General features: G+C 62.8%; 18 protein-coding genes. 9 read left to right on the forward strand and 9 right to left on the reverse strand.

The features are described 5' to 3' along the window. Positions 1–78 precede the first annotated feature (78 nt). Positions 79–321 (reverse strand): DUF2312 domain-containing protein, encoded by a 243-nt coding sequence (locus J2W40_RS17225; RefSeq protein ID WP_006956223.1) that lies wholly within the window; start codon positions 319–321, stop codon positions 79–81. A gap of 44 nt (positions 322–365) precedes the next feature. Further along, positions 366–665, reverse strand: a complete 300-nt coding sequence (locus J2W40_RS17230; protein ID WP_310227112.1) for a DUF1244 domain-containing protein — start codon at positions 663–665, stop codon at positions 366–368. A gap of 106 nt (positions 666–771) precedes the next feature. Between J2W40_RS17230 and pyk the strand changes: the two genes are divergently transcribed. After that, on the forward strand, positions 772–2,223 hold the full coding sequence (pyk, locus tag J2W40_RS17235; protein ID WP_310227114.1) for a pyruvate kinase: 1,452 nt from the start codon (positions 772–774) through the stop codon (positions 2,221–2,223). A 440-nt stretch (positions 2,224–2,663) separates the two neighbouring features. Here pyk and ykgO read toward each other — a convergent pair whose 3' ends face one another. Then, a complete protein-coding gene (gene ykgO, locus J2W40_RS17240) occupies positions 2,664–2,789 on the reverse strand; it encodes a type B 50S ribosomal protein L36 (RefSeq protein ID WP_003046794.1) in 126 nt (41 codons plus the stop codon). 200 nt (positions 2,790–2,989) lie between these two features. Here ykgO and J2W40_RS17245 point away from each other — a divergent pair, with 200 nt between their 5' ends. Next, positions 2,990–3,586 carry a hypothetical protein gene (locus tag J2W40_RS17245; protein WP_310227116.1) on the forward strand — a complete coding sequence of 199 codons (597 nt, stop codon included), beginning with the start codon at positions 2,990–2,992 and terminating at the stop codon, positions 3,584–3,586. Then, complete coding sequence (locus J2W40_RS17250) at positions 3,583–4,713, forward strand: M14 family metallopeptidase (RefSeq protein WP_310227118.1); 1,131 nt, start codon at positions 3,583–3,585, stop codon at positions 4,711–4,713. Before J2W40_RS17245 ends, J2W40_RS17250 begins: the two co-directional genes overlap by 4 nt. Before the next feature lie 18 nt (positions 4,714–4,731). Here the strand turns inward: J2W40_RS17250 and J2W40_RS17255 are convergent, their stop codons facing one another. Together J2W40_RS17255 and J2W40_RS17260 are read right to left on the reverse strand one after the other, a co-directional pair. Continuing rightward, entirely contained in the window at positions 4,732–5,730 is a 999-nt protein-coding gene (locus J2W40_RS17255) for a 50S ribosomal protein L11 methyltransferase (protein WP_310227120.1), read from the reverse strand. A 171-nt stretch (positions 5,731–5,901) separates the two neighbouring features. Further along, the gene (locus J2W40_RS17260; RefSeq protein WP_310227122.1) at positions 5,902–7,236 is read right to left on the reverse strand and encodes a methyl-accepting chemotaxis protein; all 1,335 of its coding nucleotides are present in this window, start codon (positions 7,234–7,236) and stop codon (positions 5,902–5,904) included. 210 nt (positions 7,237–7,446) lie between these two features. Here J2W40_RS17260 and sdhC point away from each other — a divergent pair, with 210 nt between their 5' ends. The 3 genes from sdhC to sdhA are packed head-to-tail and all read left to right on the forward strand — an operon-like array spanning position 7,447 to position 10,033. Further along, the gene (sdhC, locus tag J2W40_RS17265) at positions 7,447–7,842 is read left to right on the forward strand and encodes a succinate dehydrogenase, cytochrome b556 subunit (protein WP_310227123.1); all 396 of its coding nucleotides are present in this window, start codon (positions 7,447–7,449) and stop codon (positions 7,840–7,842) included. Then, on the forward strand, positions 7,842–8,231 hold the full coding sequence (gene sdhD / locus J2W40_RS17270) for a succinate dehydrogenase, hydrophobic membrane anchor protein (protein ID WP_310227124.1): 390 nt from the start codon (positions 7,842–7,844) through the stop codon (positions 8,229–8,231). Before sdhC ends, sdhD begins: the two co-directional genes overlap by 1 nt. Beyond that, entirely contained in the window at positions 8,231–10,033 is a 1,803-nt protein-coding gene (gene sdhA, locus J2W40_RS17275; protein ID WP_043151571.1) for a succinate dehydrogenase flavoprotein subunit, read from the forward strand. Before sdhD ends, sdhA begins: the two co-directional genes overlap by 1 nt. 60 nt (positions 10,034–10,093) lie before the next feature. On the opposite strand, the gene J2W40_RS17280 is transcribed toward sdhA, so the two are convergent. Genes J2W40_RS17280 through J2W40_RS17295 form a run of 4 tightly spaced genes read right to left on the reverse strand, consistent with a single transcriptional unit; the run spans position 10,094 to position 11,604 of the window. Continuing rightward, a complete protein-coding gene (locus tag J2W40_RS17280) occupies positions 10,094–10,399 on the reverse strand; it encodes a type II toxin-antitoxin system RelE/ParE family toxin (RefSeq protein ID WP_310227126.1) in 306 nt (101 codons plus the stop codon). Next, complete coding sequence (locus J2W40_RS17285) at positions 10,396–10,641, reverse strand: type II toxin-antitoxin system ParD family antitoxin (protein ID WP_096062600.1); 246 nt, start codon at positions 10,639–10,641, stop codon at positions 10,396–10,398. The genes J2W40_RS17280 and J2W40_RS17285 overlap by 4 nt, the downstream gene beginning before the upstream one ends. 31 nt (positions 10,642–10,672) lie before the next feature. Further along, on the reverse strand, positions 10,673–11,131 hold the full coding sequence (locus J2W40_RS17290; protein WP_310227129.1) for a vgr related protein: 459 nt from the start codon (positions 11,129–11,131) through the stop codon (positions 10,673–10,675). After that, positions 11,128–11,604, reverse strand: coding sequence for a copper chaperone PCu(A)C (locus J2W40_RS17295; protein ID WP_310227131.1), 477 nt, complete (start codon positions 11,602–11,604; stop codon positions 11,128–11,130). Before J2W40_RS17295 ends, J2W40_RS17290 begins: the two co-directional genes overlap by 4 nt. A gap of 174 nt (positions 11,605–11,778) precedes the next feature. On the opposite strand from J2W40_RS17295, the gene dnaK reads away from it, so the two are divergent. The 3 genes from dnaK to J2W40_RS17310 all read left to right on the forward strand — a co-directional run bounded on the left by dnaK (position 11,779) and on the right by J2W40_RS17310 (position 15,282). Continuing rightward, a complete protein-coding gene (dnaK, locus tag J2W40_RS17300; RefSeq protein WP_310227133.1) occupies positions 11,779–13,677 on the forward strand; it encodes a molecular chaperone DnaK in 1,899 nt (632 codons plus the stop codon). A 66-nt stretch (positions 13,678–13,743) separates the two neighbouring features. After that, positions 13,744–14,877, forward strand: a complete 1,134-nt coding sequence (gene dnaJ, locus J2W40_RS17305; RefSeq protein WP_310227135.1) for a molecular chaperone DnaJ — start codon at positions 13,744–13,746, stop codon at positions 14,875–14,877. A 114-nt stretch (positions 14,878–14,991) separates the two neighbouring features. Further along, entirely contained in the window at positions 14,992–15,282 is a 291-nt protein-coding gene (locus tag J2W40_RS17310) for a hypothetical protein (protein ID WP_310227137.1), read from the forward strand. Positions 15,283–15,298: the final 16 nt, after the last annotated feature.

Consider the following 15,298-nt stretch of genomic DNA (forward strand, 5'->3'; position numbering starts at 1 on the left):
CTTGGCCTGAACGTAGTGAAGGCACTTCGCTACGCTCAGTGGAACCCTTCGACAAGCTCAGGGCGAACGGGCTAACCGTTACTCCATGCCCAGCGCGGACAGATAGGTCTGGAGGATGGCTTCCATTTCCTGCCGGTCATGCGGCTGCATCTTACGCAGGCGGACGATCTGGCGCATAATCTTGGGATCGTAACCCGTTGCCTTGGCTTCCAGATAGACGTCCTTGATGTCGTCGCCGATGCCCTTCTTTTCTTCTTCCAGCCGTTCGATGCGCTCGATCAAGAGGCGTAGCTGGTCGGCGGCGACGTTGGGTTCGGTCATGGGATGATGTCTCCAGAGGAAATGTGAATCGGTTGGGGGGCGTCCTAGTGAGTGTCGGCGTTCTTCGCCACACTCTCTTTCATCCGGGCGATCTGTTCCGGGGTGGCCTCGCCCTGATGCTGGTCCTTCCACTGGGCAAAGGGCATGCCGTGGATGATTTCGCGGGCTTCATCGCGCGTCAGCGTGCCGTCCGCTTCGGCGATCCAGTCGGCGAGGCAATTGCGGCAAAAGCCGGCCAGCCCCATCAGGTCGATATTCTGTACGTCGGTGCGGTGCTGCAAATGCGCCACCAACCGGCGGAAGGCGGTTGCAGCAACTTCATCTGTGACTATGGTGTCGTTCATCGGCGTGAAACCCTTTCGCTGATCTACATCATCCTGTCGTGCAGCACGGATACCCCATAACGACGCTCCGGCAAGTGCGGAGCGCATATGACGGCCAGGAGAACACATGACGAAGTTACCGCCCCGCTCGCGCAAGGTCCGTATTCTTGCGACGCTTGGTCCTGCGAGCGACAGTGCGGAGATGATCCGCGCGCTGTTCATCGCGGGTGCCGACGCCTTTCGCATCAATATGAGCCATGGCGCGCATGAGGATCATGCCGCGCGGATCGCCATCATCCGCGAACTGGAAAATGAATTTCATCGGCCGACCACTATATTGGGCGATTTGCAGGGGCCGAAACTGCGCGTCGGCACGTTCGAAAAGGGCTTGGCGATATTGGAGAAGGGCGCGCCCTTCATCCTCGATCGCGACGAAACGCCGGGCGACGCCCGCCGCGTCAACCTGCCCCATCCCGAAATCTATGCCGCGCTGGTGCCGGGCACCCGGCTGTTGCTGGACGATGGCAAGATGGTGCTGCGGGTGCAGGCGATCACCGAAGACCGTATCGACACGATCGTCGAGGTTGGCGGCACCTTATCCAACCGCAAGGGCGTGAACGTGCCCGACGTCGTGGTGCCCGTGCCTGCGCTGACCGAGAAGGACCGGCGTGACCTGAGCTTCGCGATCGAGCAGGGGTGCGACTGGATCGCGCTCAGCTTTGTGCAGCGGCCCGAAGATCTGGCCGAGGCACGCAAGCTGATGGGCGGCCATGGATCGCTGATGGCCAAGATCGAAAAACCGTCGGCGGTGCAGCGGCTGGAGGAAATCGTCGAGATGGCCGATGGCGTCATGGTCGCGCGCGGCGACCTGGGCGTTGAACTACCGCCTGAATCGGTGCCGCCGCTGCAGAAGCAGATCGTCGCAACCGCGCGGCGACTGGGCCGTCCGGTGGTCGTCGCGACGCAGATGCTCGAATCGATGATCAAGTCACCATCCCCGACTCGCGCCGAAGTGTCGGACGTGGCGACGGCGGTCTATGACGGGGCCGACGCGATCATGTTGTCGGCGGAAACGGCGGCGGGCGACTGGCCGGTCGAGGCGGTCGCGATGATGGACAGCATCGCCAACAGCGTCGAGCGTGATCCGGGCTATCTGGCGCGGCTGCACTTCACCGAGACGAAGCCCGATCCCACCACCGCCGACGCGCTGGCCGAAGCGGCCGGCAATATCGTGACCGTGGTGGGCGCGAGCGTCATCACCTGCTTCACCTCATCGGGCAGCACGGTGCGCCGCGTCGCGCGCGAGCGGCCCTCCGCACCGATCCTGGCGCTGACCCCGCGCACCGACACGGCGCGCAAGCTGGGGCTGACCTGGGGCGTGTACGCCATCCGCACCAAGGATATCGGCACGTTCGAGGAAATGATCGGCAAGGCGCGGCGCATGGCGCTGCGGCATCGCATGGCGGAAAAGGGCGGCAAGATCGTGGTGCTGGCGGGCGTCCCCTTCGGCACGCCGGGATCGACCAATGTGCTGCATGTCGCAGCGGTGCAGGGCGATGAATTGAAGGGGCGGGAATAACCGCCCTTCTCCCTTGAGGGAGAAGGATATGGAGCCTTACCGACCGCAGGGAGGTTAGGCGGAGTTGGATGAGGGTGTGCGGCGTGGCCGTTGGCGCGCTACACCCTCACCCAGCTACGCCTAGGCAGCAAGCTGCCAAGTCTTCGCAGCCCTCTCCCTCAAGGGAGAGGGATTTGCACCTGGGCACCAACACCCGCTCAAGCGTAGCGAACATCACCCTTTTCCGTTCGCCCTGAGCTTGTCGAAGGGCCACTTTTTGACAAGAAAGGGGCTTCGACAGGCTCAGCCCGAACGGGGTGGGGAGTACACCGCGCATATTCCCAACCCCAGCGCACAAACGCATCGAGCGCCCGATCATGCTCGATCGGGCGCTCTGAAAGGACTTGTTCGTCCGATGGCTTAGGACAGCGCCGGAAACGGCACCATCCTGACCGCACTGCTTAGCCCTGGCGGGCTTTGAAGCGACGGTTGGTCTTGTTGATGACGTAGGTGCGGCCGCGACGACGGATCACGCGGTTGTCCCGGTGGCGGTCCTTGAGCGACTTGAGCGAGTTGCGGATCTTCATGGCATCGGCCCTTGGTGAATCTGACTGTGATGGAAAATCGAAGCGCTGCCCCTATGGGTGGGGCGGGCCAAAGTCAAGGGCAGCGGGCGCTCTTTTGCCGTTGTTCATCGGCCATGCAGCAACTTCATGGCTTTGCGCGTTGGAGGGAAATAGGGTTGCCGCGCCGTTTAGCGGTGGAAAGTATCCTCGGAGTGAAATCAATGTCCAAGCGCCTGATCCTCGCCGCCTGCCTTGCCCTGCCACTGGCCGCCTGTGCGACCGCCGTGCCATCGGTGGAAGTGACGCGATTCCATGTCGGCGACCCGGCCCGGTCCGGCACGGTCGCGATAGAGGAGATGCCCGGTAATGCGGATGTCAGCCTTGAATTTCGTACCTATGCCGCTGCCATTGCGCAGGAATGGCAGCGGGTGGGCTTTTCCACCGTGCCAGCGGGCGCAAGCAGCGACTATGTCGCATTGGTCAGTTTCCAGCGCAGCTTCCGCCCGTCGGGCCAGGCGCGCAATGATCGCCCCGTCACCGTCGGCATGGGCGGCGGCATCGGCAGCGGTGGCTTTTCGGGCATGGGTGTCGGCGTCGGCATCAACCTGTCGGGCAAGCCCAAGGATATTGTGACGTCGCAATTGCATGTGCAACTGCGCCGCCGGTCCGATTCGGCGACCATCTGGGAGGGCCGCGCCTATACCGAGGCGAGGCAGGGCACGCCCGCCGCGCAGCCGGGCATCGCCGCACAAAAGCTCGCTGGCGCGTTGATCGGGGGCTATCCGGGCGAATCGGGCCGGACTATAACCGTCAAATGAGCATTTCCATTTCCAGCGGCTTTGACAGCGGCAATATTCGCACCCTCTCCATCACCGATACGCCAGGCGGCGCGCGCGCCGAGCTGGAGATCGTGACCGATCATCAGAGCGATTTCTATCAATGGTTCCACTTCCGCGTCGCAGGCGCCGCCGGCCGCGAAGTGGAGTTGCGAATCGTCAATTGCGGCGGGTCGGCCTATCCCGATGGCTGGGCGGATTATAAGGCACGGGTGAGCGAGGACCGGGAAATCTGGACCCAGGCCGACACCAGCTATGCCGACGGCACGCTGACCATCCGGCTGGCAAGCGATGCCAATGTCGTGTGGGTCGCCTATTTCGCGCCTTATTCGATGGAGCGGCACCATGACCTGATCGCCTTTGCCGCCTGCCAGCCGGGCGTCGCGCATCGCGAACTGGGGCTGACGCTGGATGGCCAGCCGATCGACCTGCTGACCATCGGTGATGGCTCCAAGCAGGTGTGGCTCTATGCCCGCCAGCATCCTGGCGAATCGATGGCGCAATGGTGGATGGAAGGCGCACTGGAGCGGCTGACCGACGAGGAAGATGCCGTCGCCCGGCTGCTGCGCCAGAAGGCGACGATCCACCTCGTCCCCAATATGAACCCCGATGGCAGCCGCCGGGGCCATTTGCGCACCAATGCAGTGGGGGTGAACCTCAACCGCGAATGGCACACGCCCTCGATGGAACGAAGCCCCGAAGTGCTGCTGGTCCGCGACGCGATGGATGCGACCGGCGTGGACTTCGCGATGGACGTGCATGGCGACGAAGCCATTCCCGCCGTGTTCATCGCCGGGTTCGAAGGCATTCCCTCGATCACCGACCGGCAAATCTCGCTCTATCACCGTTATCGCGACACGCTGGCGGCGCGCACGCCCGATTTCCAGACGCGCCTGGGCTATCCGGTCGCGGGCGCAGGCCGCGCGAACCTCGCCATGTCCACCAACCAGATCGCCGAGCGATTCGGCGCGGTGGCGATGACGCTCGAAATGCCGTTCAAGGATAACGACGACCTGCCCGACGCAGAAACCGGCTGGTCGCCCGCGCGCTCCATGCAATTGGGCAAGGATTGCCTGGCGGTGCTGGCCGAGATGATCGACGCGCTCTGATCATCCCAGCCTAAAGGGTCAGATACTACCGAAACCGGGCGCTTCGCCGCGTGCGGCCGGGTTGAGGCGGCGGGGGCGCTTCCAGCCGATCACCGGCCGCTTGCGCAGCCGCAGCGTCGGCCAGTCGCCCCGGTCGGCGCGCTCCGCCAGCCGCATCCCTTGCGCCCGGTAGGCGGCCAGCACGGAGTCTACCTGTTCATTGAGCAGGCCCGCGAGCAGAATCGTGCCGCCCTCCTCCACCATCGCGCAGAGCGATGGGGCCAGTTCGATCAGCGGCCCGGCCAGGATATTGGCGATCAGCAGGTCATAGGGCGCGCGCGTGATGATCGCGGCATGATCGACCCCGGCGGCGGCATAGAGCGCGACCTGGCCCTGTCCCCGGCCGACGGTCATGCCATTGGCCAGTGCATTCTCGGCGCTGATCTCGACCGCGACCGGATCAATGTCCGACGCGGTAGCATAGGCGCGCGGCCACAGGTGCAACGCGGCAAAGGCGAGCAGCCCGGTGCCGGTGCCGATATCGGCGACATTGCCGAACCGCATGCCCACGCGCCGCATCCGGTCGAGCATGGCGAGGCAACCCGCCGTCGTTTCATGCTGGCCGGTGCCAAAGGCGCGACTGGCGGCGATCAGCAGGTTGACCTGGCCGGGCTGTTCAGGATCGCTGGCGAGGTTGCGGACATGGAAGCGTCCGGCCGTGACCGGCTCCAGCCCTTGCTGGCTGATCGTCACCCAATCCTCGTCGGGCAGCGCTTCGACGACGGGCTTGATCCGCGCGGCGCTGGGCACCATCGACCGCAACAGCTTGATCGCGGCGGGGCTGGGCTTGCCCTCGAAATAGGCGTCGAGCCGCCAGGCATCCTCGTCATCGGGTTCCGCCTCGCTGGTCATCAGCACCGGCGGCCGGTCCATCATCGCAAAGGCGGCAATATCCCCGTCCAGCGCTTCGGCCTCGGCGCGGGTGCAGGGCAGGGTGACTTTCCAGCTTTGGATCGCCGGGGATGTAGCATCGTTCATCCCGCCGCCTTTAGAGCAGCGGGAAGGGCAGGGAAAGCGGTTCGCAGCAAATGCTCCAACTCCGCGTCATCCTGACGAAAGTCAGGATCCATTGGCTCTATTTATGTGTGTTCACAGACGGAGCGCGCATGGATGCTGACTTTCGTCAGCATGACGAACCAACATGGAGTGTCAGGCGACCTGCCGCCCGAAGTCCGTCGAGGCATGGCGCAGGCTGGCGAGTTTCCCCTCGACGCTGACGAAGCCGCGTTCGAGCTGGTCGATTTCCGACGCGACGACTTCGGTGTCCTGGCGGATCGCCGAAATGGTGGTCGACATGGAATCCGCGGCCAGCGCGGTTTCATCGACGGCGGCGGTGATCATGGTGACGGTCTGCGCCTGCGCGTCCATGGCATGGCGGATGCGTTCGGCGCTGGCCTGCACTTCGCCCACCGTGTCGCGGATGCGCTCATTGGTTTCCACCGATTGGCGGGTCGAGGCTTGGATATCGGCGATCTTGCCCGCAATCTCGTCGGTGGCCCGCGCGGTCTGGTTGGCGAGGCTCTTCACTTCCTGCGCCACCACGGCAAAGCCGCGTCCGGCATCGCCCGCACGGGCGGCTTCGATGGTTGCGTTGAGCGCCAGCAAATTGGTTTGGCCGGCAATATCGCGGATCAGGCCCAGGATCGATTCGATCGATTTGGCATGGTCTGACAAAGTCGCGGACATGGTAACGGCATCGCCTGACTGCTGCGCGGCCCGCTGCGCCACGTCGGCGGCGCCTTCGACTTCGGTGCGCGCATCGTCGATCGCGCGGATAAGGCCGGCGGCGGTACGTGCCGCTTCGCGCATCGCCAGCGCGGACTGTTCAGCGGCGGCGGCGACTTCCGACGCCTTGCCCAGCATCCCGCGGGTGGCGGCGGACGCATCCTTGGCCTGCTCGCGTAGCGATTCGCCCAATTGAGTCGCGCCGTCCAGTTCCCCCATGATCCGCTGTTCGAACAAGGTGCCATAACGTTGCCGCTCGGTGCGCTGAGCCTCGGCCTGATCGGTGGCAATGACATTGCTCATGAAGCCCGCGTCGATCATCGAAACTTGCAAGATGCTATGGATCAGGCGACGGCTGCGCGGTTCGTCGTCGCGGCACCGATCCCACACGAGATCCATGATATGTTGGTTGGCCCTGCCCACAGCAATCAGCACGGATCGCACCGGCACTCCATGCTTACGGGCATGGCGGACGCAATCAGCGGCGGATTGTGCCCAGCGATTGTCCTGATAATGCAGTAATTTCTGATCGACATAGGCTGCGACTTCGATCTCTATCCGTGCGATGACGGCAGCGTTCAGCCGCGATTCCAAGCTTGTTTCAGCCATATAGGTCGTGAAAAAGGTCGATGCTACGCTCGCCAGGTCAGCCTGGATCAGCGTGCCTGTCTCCCGCAAGTCGCGCGCGAGCGCGCCGTCCGGGTCGATTTCAGCCAGAAAATCCGACGTGCTGGTCGCTGTTGGGACGAATGACGACATGGCTGGACGGCCCCTGTTGGTGGGATGAACGATAATCTCATGCTGTCCTAGCGCGCTTTGGTTAATCACTTCTTATGATCATTGCCCCCGGCCATGGCATGGAGATTGGGCACGGACATTGGGGCAGCCATGCCCGGTGCGGCTTGCCCTCCTTCGCGTTCGCTCTTAAGGGGGGCGGGATCAAGGAATATAGCAGGGACAAGGGTAGATATGGCGCGATCCAACAGCCGGCCGCTCTCGCCGCATTTGACCATCTGGAAATGGGGACCGGCCATGGCCGTTTCCATCATCCACCGCGTGACCGGCAACGGTCTGGCGACGGCCGGTGCGCTGGGCCTCATCTGGTGGCTGATGGCCGCCGCGACCGGGCCGGAAGCCTATGCCACCTTTATCGCCTGCGCGACGTCGCCGATCGGCTATCTGGTGATGATCGGCCTGAGCTGGTTCTTCTTCCAGCATCTTTTCTCCGGCCTGCGCCATTTCGTTCTCGATATCGGCGCGGGATATGAACTTAAGAGCAACAAGAGCTGGTCGCTCGCAACCTTCGCAGCGTCGCTGATCGTGACCGCGCTGATGTGGCTCTATATCTTCGGAAAGGGCTTCTGATGGGCAACGGAACTGGTATCGGCCGCGTCCGCGGGCTTGGATCTGCCAAGCATGGCGCGCATCACTGGCTAGCGCAGCGTTACACCGCCGTCGGTAACCTGCTGCTGGTGCTGTGGCTGATCTTCAGCCTGCTCAGCCTGCCCGGCCTCGATTATGAAAGCGTCGTGCTGTGGATCGCCAACCCGCTGGTCGCGGTGCCGATGATGCTGATGATCGTCAGCATCTTCTGGCATCTGCGCCTCGGCATGCAGGTGATGCTGGAAGATTATGTCCATGACAAAGGACTGGCCTTCCTCTCGATGCTGCTGCTCAATTTCTATGCCTTTGGCGGCGCGGCCGCAGGCGTCTTCGCGATCGCCAAGATCGCCTTCACGGGGGTCGCTGAATAATGACGCAAGCCTACAAGATCATTGATCACACCTATGACACCGTAGTTGTGGGCGCGGGCGGTTCGGGCCTGCGCGCGACCATGGGCAGCGCCGAAGCGGGCCTCAAGACCGCCTGCATCACCAAGCTGTTCCCGACGCGCAGCCACACGGTTGCAGCGCAGGGCGGTATTGCCGCCAGCCTTGGCAATAATTCGCCCGATCACTGGACCTGGCACATGTACGACACCGTCAAGGGGTCGGACTGGCTGGGTGATCAGGACGCGATCGAATATATGGTGCGTGAAGCGCCCGCTGCCGTCATCGAGCTGGAACATGCCGGTGTGCCGTTCAGCCGCAACGAGGATGGGACGATCTATCAGCGTCCCTTCGGCGGTCACATGCAGAATATGGGCGCTGGCCCGCCGGTGCAGCGTACCTGCGCCGCCGCCGACCGTACCGGTCACGCGATGCTTCACGCGCTCTATCAGCAATCGCTGAAATATGACGCGGACTTCTACATCGAATATTTCGCCATCGACCTGATCATGGAAAATGGCGAATGTCGCGGCGTGATCGCTTTGTGCATGGAAGATGGCTCGATCCATCGCTTTCGCGCGCATGCGGTCGTGCTGGCGACGGGCGGCTATGGCCGCGCCTATTTCTCCGCCACGTCGGCGCATAGCTGCACCGGCGACGGCGGCGGCATGGTGCTGCGCGCGGGGCTTCCGCTCCAAGATCTGGAATTCGTGCAATTCCACCCGACCGGCATCTATGGCGCGGGCGTGCTGATCACCGAAGGCGCGCGCGGCGAGGGTGGCTATCTCACCAACTCCGAAGGCGAGCGTTTCATGGAACGCTATGCCCCGTCGGCCAAGGATCTGGCGTCACGCGACGTCGTGTCGCGGTCGATGGCGATGGAAATGCGCGAAGGGCGCGGCGTTGGTCCGAACAAGGATCATATCTTCCTGCACCTTGATCATATTGATCCCAAGGTGCTGGCCGAACGCCTGCCGGGCATCACCGAAAGCGGCAAGATTTTTGCCGGTGTCGACCTGACCCGACAGCCGCTGCCCGTCACGCCGACGGTCCATTATAATATGGGCGGCATTCCCTGTAACTATCATGGCCAGGTGCTGACCAAGAAGGATGGCGATCCCGAAGTCGTGGTCCCCGGCCTGTTTGCGGTCGGCGAAGCGGCTTGCGTGTCGGTCCATGGCGCGAACCGCCTCGGCTCCAACTCGCTGATCGATCTGGTCGTGTTCGGCCGGGCGACGGGTCTGTTCCTCAAGGACAATCTGAAGCCCAATGGCAGCCACAAGCCGCTGGCATCGGACGCTGCCGACCTGGCGCTCAGCCGCCTCGACAAATATCGCAACGCGACCGGCGGCACGCCGACCGCGAAGCTGCGCCTTGAAATGCAGCATACGATGCAGAAGCACGCCGCCGTGTTCCGCGACAGCGCGCTGCTGGCCGAGGGCGTCGACAAGATGCACAATGTCTATGCGGGCATGCAGGATGTTGGCGTGTCGGATCGCTCGCTGATCTGGAACACCGACCTTGTCGAGACGCTGGAACTGGACAATCTCATGTCGCAGGCGGTCTGCACCATGGTCAGCGCGGAAAACCGCAAGGAAAGCCGCGGCGCGCACGCGCATGAGGATTTCCCGAACCGCGACGACGAAAACTGGATGAAGCACACGATCAGCTGGTTCGACGGCTGGGGTGGTTCGGGCGGCGAAGTGAAGCTCGATTATCGCCCGGTCCATGATTACACGCTGACCGACGAAGCCGAATATGTGCAGCCCAAGGCGCGGGTCTATTGATCCGCGATCAGGGATGACGATGAAAAGGGCGGGCCGAAAGGTCCGCCTTTTTTCATGGAGCTAAAGGTCCGTTAAATGGCCTTCAAAATCCATACGCTCGTGCAATATCCTCACGATGAGAATCTCGTCGGGCAGGATATGGTAGAAAAGAAAGTGGCTGCCGGATCGGCGTTTGCGCAAATCGGGCGAAAGGAATGAGCAATCCATGCCCAGGGAAGGGAAGGATATCAATTTCCCGGCCGTTTCCTTGATGGCGGCAAGATAGGATCGGGTCTGTTTTCTGCCCCATTCGCGTTCGCTGCGTATGCCAATCTCCTCAAGGTCGGACAAGGCGCGCGGCGAATAGACAAGGGCGCGGTGTTTCACTCGCTAACCGGGAAACGTCGGTCGAGCCATGCATCGAAGTCAAACTCTTGCCCAGGACCGCTATCCAGCCCTTCCTGAATCGCAGCCCTCAGCGCTTCCAGCTTCTGCTCCTCCGACTCCAGCATTCGTAATCCCGCGCGGATTACTTCGCTGGTCGATCCGTAGCGGCCTTCGCTGACCTTGCGTTCGGCGAACTCGCGGAAATGGTCGCCCAGGGCGACGGAGGTGGTCTTGCTGCTCATGTCACCATCTTACCAAATATTGGTAGCCGCTTCAACCGAACGGCAGCAACGCCTCATAAACGTCCAGCCCCGGCTTGCCCGCTACCGCCACACCCTGCCGCAACAGAAACGCATGGCGCACGATCTCGGCCTGCTGCTCGATGCCATAATGCGCGAAGGGCTTGCCCGGTAGAACCGCATAATCATAGTGGCAAAAGGGGTGGCGCATCAGCGGCAGCCACCATTTGCCCGATCGTTGCGCCTGCCACACATGGGTCATTTCATGGATGAAATGCGCCTGGATATGCAGCGGGCTTTCGCAGAAATCGGCGCAGAACAGGCCGCCCTCCGGCGGAAACCATAGATGGCCATCTGGGGCCATGGTGACCCGGCGCGGCTGGAGTGGCCACCATTTGCGGTTATGCACCCGTACCCGCTCATAGGCGATCGCCCGCCCAAACATAGCGTGGGCAAGCGCAATTTCATCGGGCGTCAGGCTACGGCTGCTCAATGTCCCTCATGCGCGTTGGCCGGCGCCGCCGCAGGTGCGCCCGCCGCTTCCGGCTTGCGGATCACAGCGTCCACCAGCAGGCGTTTGCCGTCGCTCATCAGGAAGGTCAGTTCCATCTTGCCCTGATTGATCGCGGTGTCGTTGATGCCCCAGAACATCAGATGCTTGCCGCCGGGCGCAAAGCTGACCTTGCCCTTGGCGGGCACGTCCACGCTGTCGATCGGCTTCATCGTCATGACGCCATTTTCCATCACGCTTTCGTGCATTTCCACCTTGACCGCATAGGCCGTCAGCACGCCGCGTATCTGCACGCCCGCATCCCCGCCATGCGCCACGAAATAGCCGGCCGAGGGCGATTCCTTATTCGGTGACAGCCGCACCCAGGCCTGGTCGATATAGCTTGGCGCGGGGTCGCCGCATGCGCTGAGCGCCAGCGGGGCCGCAAGGGCGATAAGGGCGAAGGGCGCGCGCATTGGTCACTCCATGACTGTCTCGTTTCCGGTCGATGACATAGCTAATGGCCGCTGCTTCTTGTGCCAAGCAAAAGCGCGCCTATATCGCCCATGCAGACCGGCCTTGCCTTGGCGCTTTCGTGGGGTATGGGGCCGTCAACCGCTGAATGAAATTTGGGGTTCAAAGAGGACACAATGGCAAAAGTAATCGGTATCGATCTTGGCACCACCAACAGCTGCGTCGCCGTCATGGACGGCGGCAAGCCCAAGGTTATTGAAAATGCGGAAGGCGCGCGCACGACGCCGTCCATCGTCGCCTTCGCCAAGGATGGCGAGCGCCTGATCGGCCAGCCGGCCAAGCGCCAGGCGGTCACCAACGGCGACAACACGATCTTCGCGGTCAAGCGCCTGATCGGCCGCCGCTTCGACGATCCCATGACCAAGAAGGACATGGAACTCGTTCCCTATGACATCGCCAAGGGTCCGAACGGCGACGCCTGGGTCCGCGCCGGTGGGCAGGATTACAGCCCCGCGCAGATTTCGGCCTTCACCCTGCAAAAGATGAAGGAAACCGCCGAGAGCTATCTGGGCGAAACGGTCACGCAGGCGGTCATCACCGTTCCGGCCTATTTCAATGACGCCCAGCGTCAGGCAACCAAGGACGCTGGCCAGATCGCTGGCCTTGAAGTGTTGCGCATCATCAACGAGCCGACGGCGGCCGCGCTGGCCTATGGCCTCGACAAGCAGGACGGCAAGACGATCGCGGTCTATGACCTTGGCGGCGGCACGTTCGACATTTCCATCCTGGAAATCGGCGATGGCGTGTTCGAAGTGAAGTCGACCAATGGCGACACCTTCCTAGGCGGCGAAGATTTCGACGCCAAGCTGGTGCAGTTCCTGGCCGACGACTTCAAGAAGACCGAGAGCATCGACCTCACCAAGGACAAGCTGGCCCTCCAGCGTCTGAAGGAAGCCGCCGAAAAGGCGAAGATCGAACTGTCCTCGGCCCAGTCGACCGAAGTCAACCTGCCCTTCATCACTGCCGATCAGAACGGCCCCAAGCATCTGGTCAAGACCATCACCCGGTCGGACCTGGAGCGCCTGGTCGCTGACCTCATCAAGCGGACGATGGAGCCTTGCAAGAAGGCGATGTCAGACGCCGGTGTTTCGGCGGCTGACATCAGCGAAGTCGTTCTGGTCGGCGGCATGACCCGCATGCCCAAGGTGCGCGAAGCCGTGAAGGAATTTTTCGGCAAGGAACCGCATACCGGCGTGAACCCTGACGAAGTCGTGGCGATGGGTGCCGCCATTCAGGCGGGCGTGCTGCAGGGCGACGTCAAGGACGTGCTGCTGCTCGACGTGACGCCGCTGTCGCTGGGCATCGAGACGCTGGGTGGCGTGTTCACCCGCATGATCGATCGCAACACCACGATCCCGGCCAAGAAGAGCCAGGTCTATTCGACCGCCGATGACAATCAGCAGGCGGTGACCATCCGCGTGTTCCAGGGCGAGCGCGAAATGGCGGCGGACAACAAGATCCTCGGCCAGTTCGACCTCGTCGGCATCCCGCCCGCGCCGCGCGGCGTGCCGCAGATCGAGGTCACCTTCGACATCGACGCCAACGGCCTGGTCAACGTGTCGGCCAAGGACAAGGGCACCGGCAAGGAACAGCAGATCCGCATCCAGGCGTCGGGTGGCCTGAGCGATTCGGACATCGACCAGATGGTCAAGGATGCCGAGCGCTTCGCCGAGGAAGACAAGAAGCGTCGTGAAGCGGCCGAGGCGAAGAACAACGCCGAAAGCCTGGTCCACACCACCGAAGCGCAACTGGCCGAACATGGTGACAAGGTTGACGCTGGCCTCAAGGGCGAGATCGAAACCGCGATCGCCGCGACCAAGTCGGCGATCGAAGGCGGCGATGCTGAAGCGATGAAGACCAAGGCGCAGGAACTCGCGACGATCGCGATGAAGCTGGGCCAGGCCATTTACGAGAAGGAGCAGGCTTCGGCCGCGGCTCCGGGTGCGGACGCGCCCAAGGCCGATGACGATGTCGTCGACGCCGAATTCTCCGAAGTGGATGACAACAAGGCGTAAGCCGATGCCCCAGACTCGTCACCCCGGCCGCTGCCGGGGTGACGGCACAGGCGGGCGGGGGTCCGAATGACGACCGAAATTGATTATTATACGCTGCTCGAAATCGAGCGCACCGCTGATGGCGCGCAGATCAAGAGCGCCTATCGCAAGCTCGCGATGAAATATCACCCCGACAAGACGGGGGGATGTGCCGAAAGCGAAGCCAAGTTCAAGGCGGTGTCGCAGGCCTATGAGTGTCTGAAAGACCCGCAAAAGCGCGCGGCTTACGATCGCTTCGGTCATGCCGCCTATACCCAGCATGAGCAGGGCGGCGGCGGTGGCCATCGCGCCAATGCGGGCGGATTTTCCGACCTTGGCGATATCTTCGAAACCATCTTCGGCCAGTCCGGCTTTGGCGGCGGCGGTGGTCGCCAGCAGCAGCGGCGCGGCGCGGACTTGCGCTACGACCTCGAAATCAGCCTCGACGAAGCCTATCATGGCAAGCAGACGCAGATCGAAATCGAAGTGTCCGCCGCCTGCGACACCTGCGACGGGTCGGGCGCGCAGCCCGGCACCGGGGTCAAGACTTGCGGCACGTGCAAGGGCCATGGCCAGGTGCGCGCGCAGCAGGGCTTCTTCGTGGTCGAACGCACCTGCCCATCCTGCCACGGCGCGGGGCAGGTCATCGAAAGCCCGTGCCGCGCCTGTCGCGGCGAAGGCCGGGTGGACAAGGCCAAGTCGCTGTCGGTCAACATACCGGCGGGCGTCGATGAAGGCACGCGCATTCGCCTAACCGGCGAAGGCGAGGCTGGCGCGCGCGGGGCACCGGCGGGCGACCTCTATATCTTCCTGCATGTGAAACGGCATTCGCTGTTCGAGCGGGAGGGTACGACCCTCTTCTGTCGCTGCCCGGTCAGCTTCACCACCGCGTCGCTGGGCGGATCGATCGAAGTGCCGGGCCTGGATGGCGTGCGGCATGAGATCAAGATTCCGGCCGGCATCCAGTCGGGCAAGCAGATCCGCCAGCGTGGTGCGGGCATGCCGGTGCTGAACGGGCGCGGGCAGGGCGATCTGGTCGTGCAGATCGACGTCGAAACGCCGACCCGGCTGACTGCCCGGCAGAAGGAACTGCTTGAGGCCTTCCGCGAAACCGAAACCGGCGAAGAATGCCCGGCCTCGACCGGCTTCTTCGGCAAGATCAAGGATTTATGGGGCGATTGACGCCAGACATTGTCACGACCTTCGCCCTGTCCGACATCACCAACGGCTGACCGCTGGAACCAATAAGATTGCCAGACCGTTTCTCCCTCCACAACGACATGAGGAGGGTTTTACATGGTTGACGTTCGTAATGATGGATATGACGATCGCCGGGTTATCGCGGAAAAGAAGGGGCCGGGCCGCACAATCGCGATTGTGCTGATCGCCATTCTTGCGATCGTCGGCGTCCTGTTCGCCACCGGCTTCTGGAAAGCCGACGTCACCGGCGGCGACATGCCCGAAGTCAGCGTCGATGGCGGCGCGCTGCCCAAGGTCGATGTCGATTCGAAGGAAGTCGTTGTCGGCACTGAGGAAAAGACGGTCGATGTACCGACCATCGGCGTCAAGGATAATGGCGAAGACTAAGTCTGCCCTATCCACC

The sequence above is a fragment of the Sphingobium xenophagum genome (assembly GCF_031457465.1).
GTDB lineage: Bacteria > Pseudomonadota > Alphaproteobacteria > Sphingomonadales > Sphingomonadaceae > Sphingobium > Sphingobium xenophagum_A.

Coding starts and splice junctions, on each gene's coding strand:
- J2W40_RS17225 (WP_006956223.1), bottom strand. CDS start 321: ATGACCGAACCCAACGTCGCCGCCGACCAGCTACGCCTCTTGATCGAG.
- J2W40_RS17230 (WP_310227112.1), bottom strand. CDS start 665: ATGAACGACACCATAGTCACAGATGAAGTTGCTGCAACCGCCTTCCGC.
- pyk (WP_310227114.1), top strand. CDS start 772: ATGACGAAGTTACCGCCCCGCTCGCGCAAGGTCCGTATTCTTGCGACG.
- ykgO (WP_003046794.1), bottom strand. CDS start 2,789: ATGAAGATCCGCAACTCGCTCAAGTCGCTCAAGGACCGCCACCGGGAC.
- J2W40_RS17245 (WP_310227116.1), top strand. CDS start 2,990: ATGTCCAAGCGCCTGATCCTCGCCGCCTGCCTTGCCCTGCCACTGGCC.
- J2W40_RS17250 (WP_310227118.1), top strand. CDS start 3,583: ATGAGCATTTCCATTTCCAGCGGCTTTGACAGCGGCAATATTCGCACC.
- J2W40_RS17255 (WP_310227120.1), bottom strand. CDS start 5,730: ATGAACGATGCTACATCCCCGGCGATCCAAAGCTGGAAAGTCACCCTG.
- J2W40_RS17260 (WP_310227122.1), bottom strand. CDS start 7,236: ATGTCGTCATTCGTCCCAACAGCGACCAGCACGTCGGATTTTCTGGCT.
- sdhC (WP_310227123.1), top strand. CDS start 7,447: ATGGCGCGATCCAACAGCCGGCCGCTCTCGCCGCATTTGACCATCTGG.
- sdhD (WP_310227124.1), top strand. CDS start 7,842: ATGGGCAACGGAACTGGTATCGGCCGCGTCCGCGGGCTTGGATCTGCC.
- sdhA (WP_043151571.1), top strand. CDS start 8,231: ATGACGCAAGCCTACAAGATCATTGATCACACCTATGACACCGTAGTT.
- J2W40_RS17285 (WP_096062600.1), bottom strand. CDS start 10,641: ATGAGCAGCAAGACCACCTCCGTCGCCCTGGGCGACCATTTCCGCGAG.
- J2W40_RS17295 (WP_310227131.1), bottom strand. CDS start 11,604: ATGCGCGCGCCCTTCGCCCTTATCGCCCTTGCGGCCCCGCTGGCGCTC.
- dnaK (WP_310227133.1), top strand. CDS start 11,779: ATGGCAAAAGTAATCGGTATCGATCTTGGCACCACCAACAGCTGCGTC.
- dnaJ (WP_310227135.1), top strand. CDS start 13,744: ATGACGACCGAAATTGATTATTATACGCTGCTCGAAATCGAGCGCACC.
- J2W40_RS17310 (WP_310227137.1), top strand. CDS start 14,992: ATGGTTGACGTTCGTAATGATGGATATGACGATCGCCGGGTTATCGCG.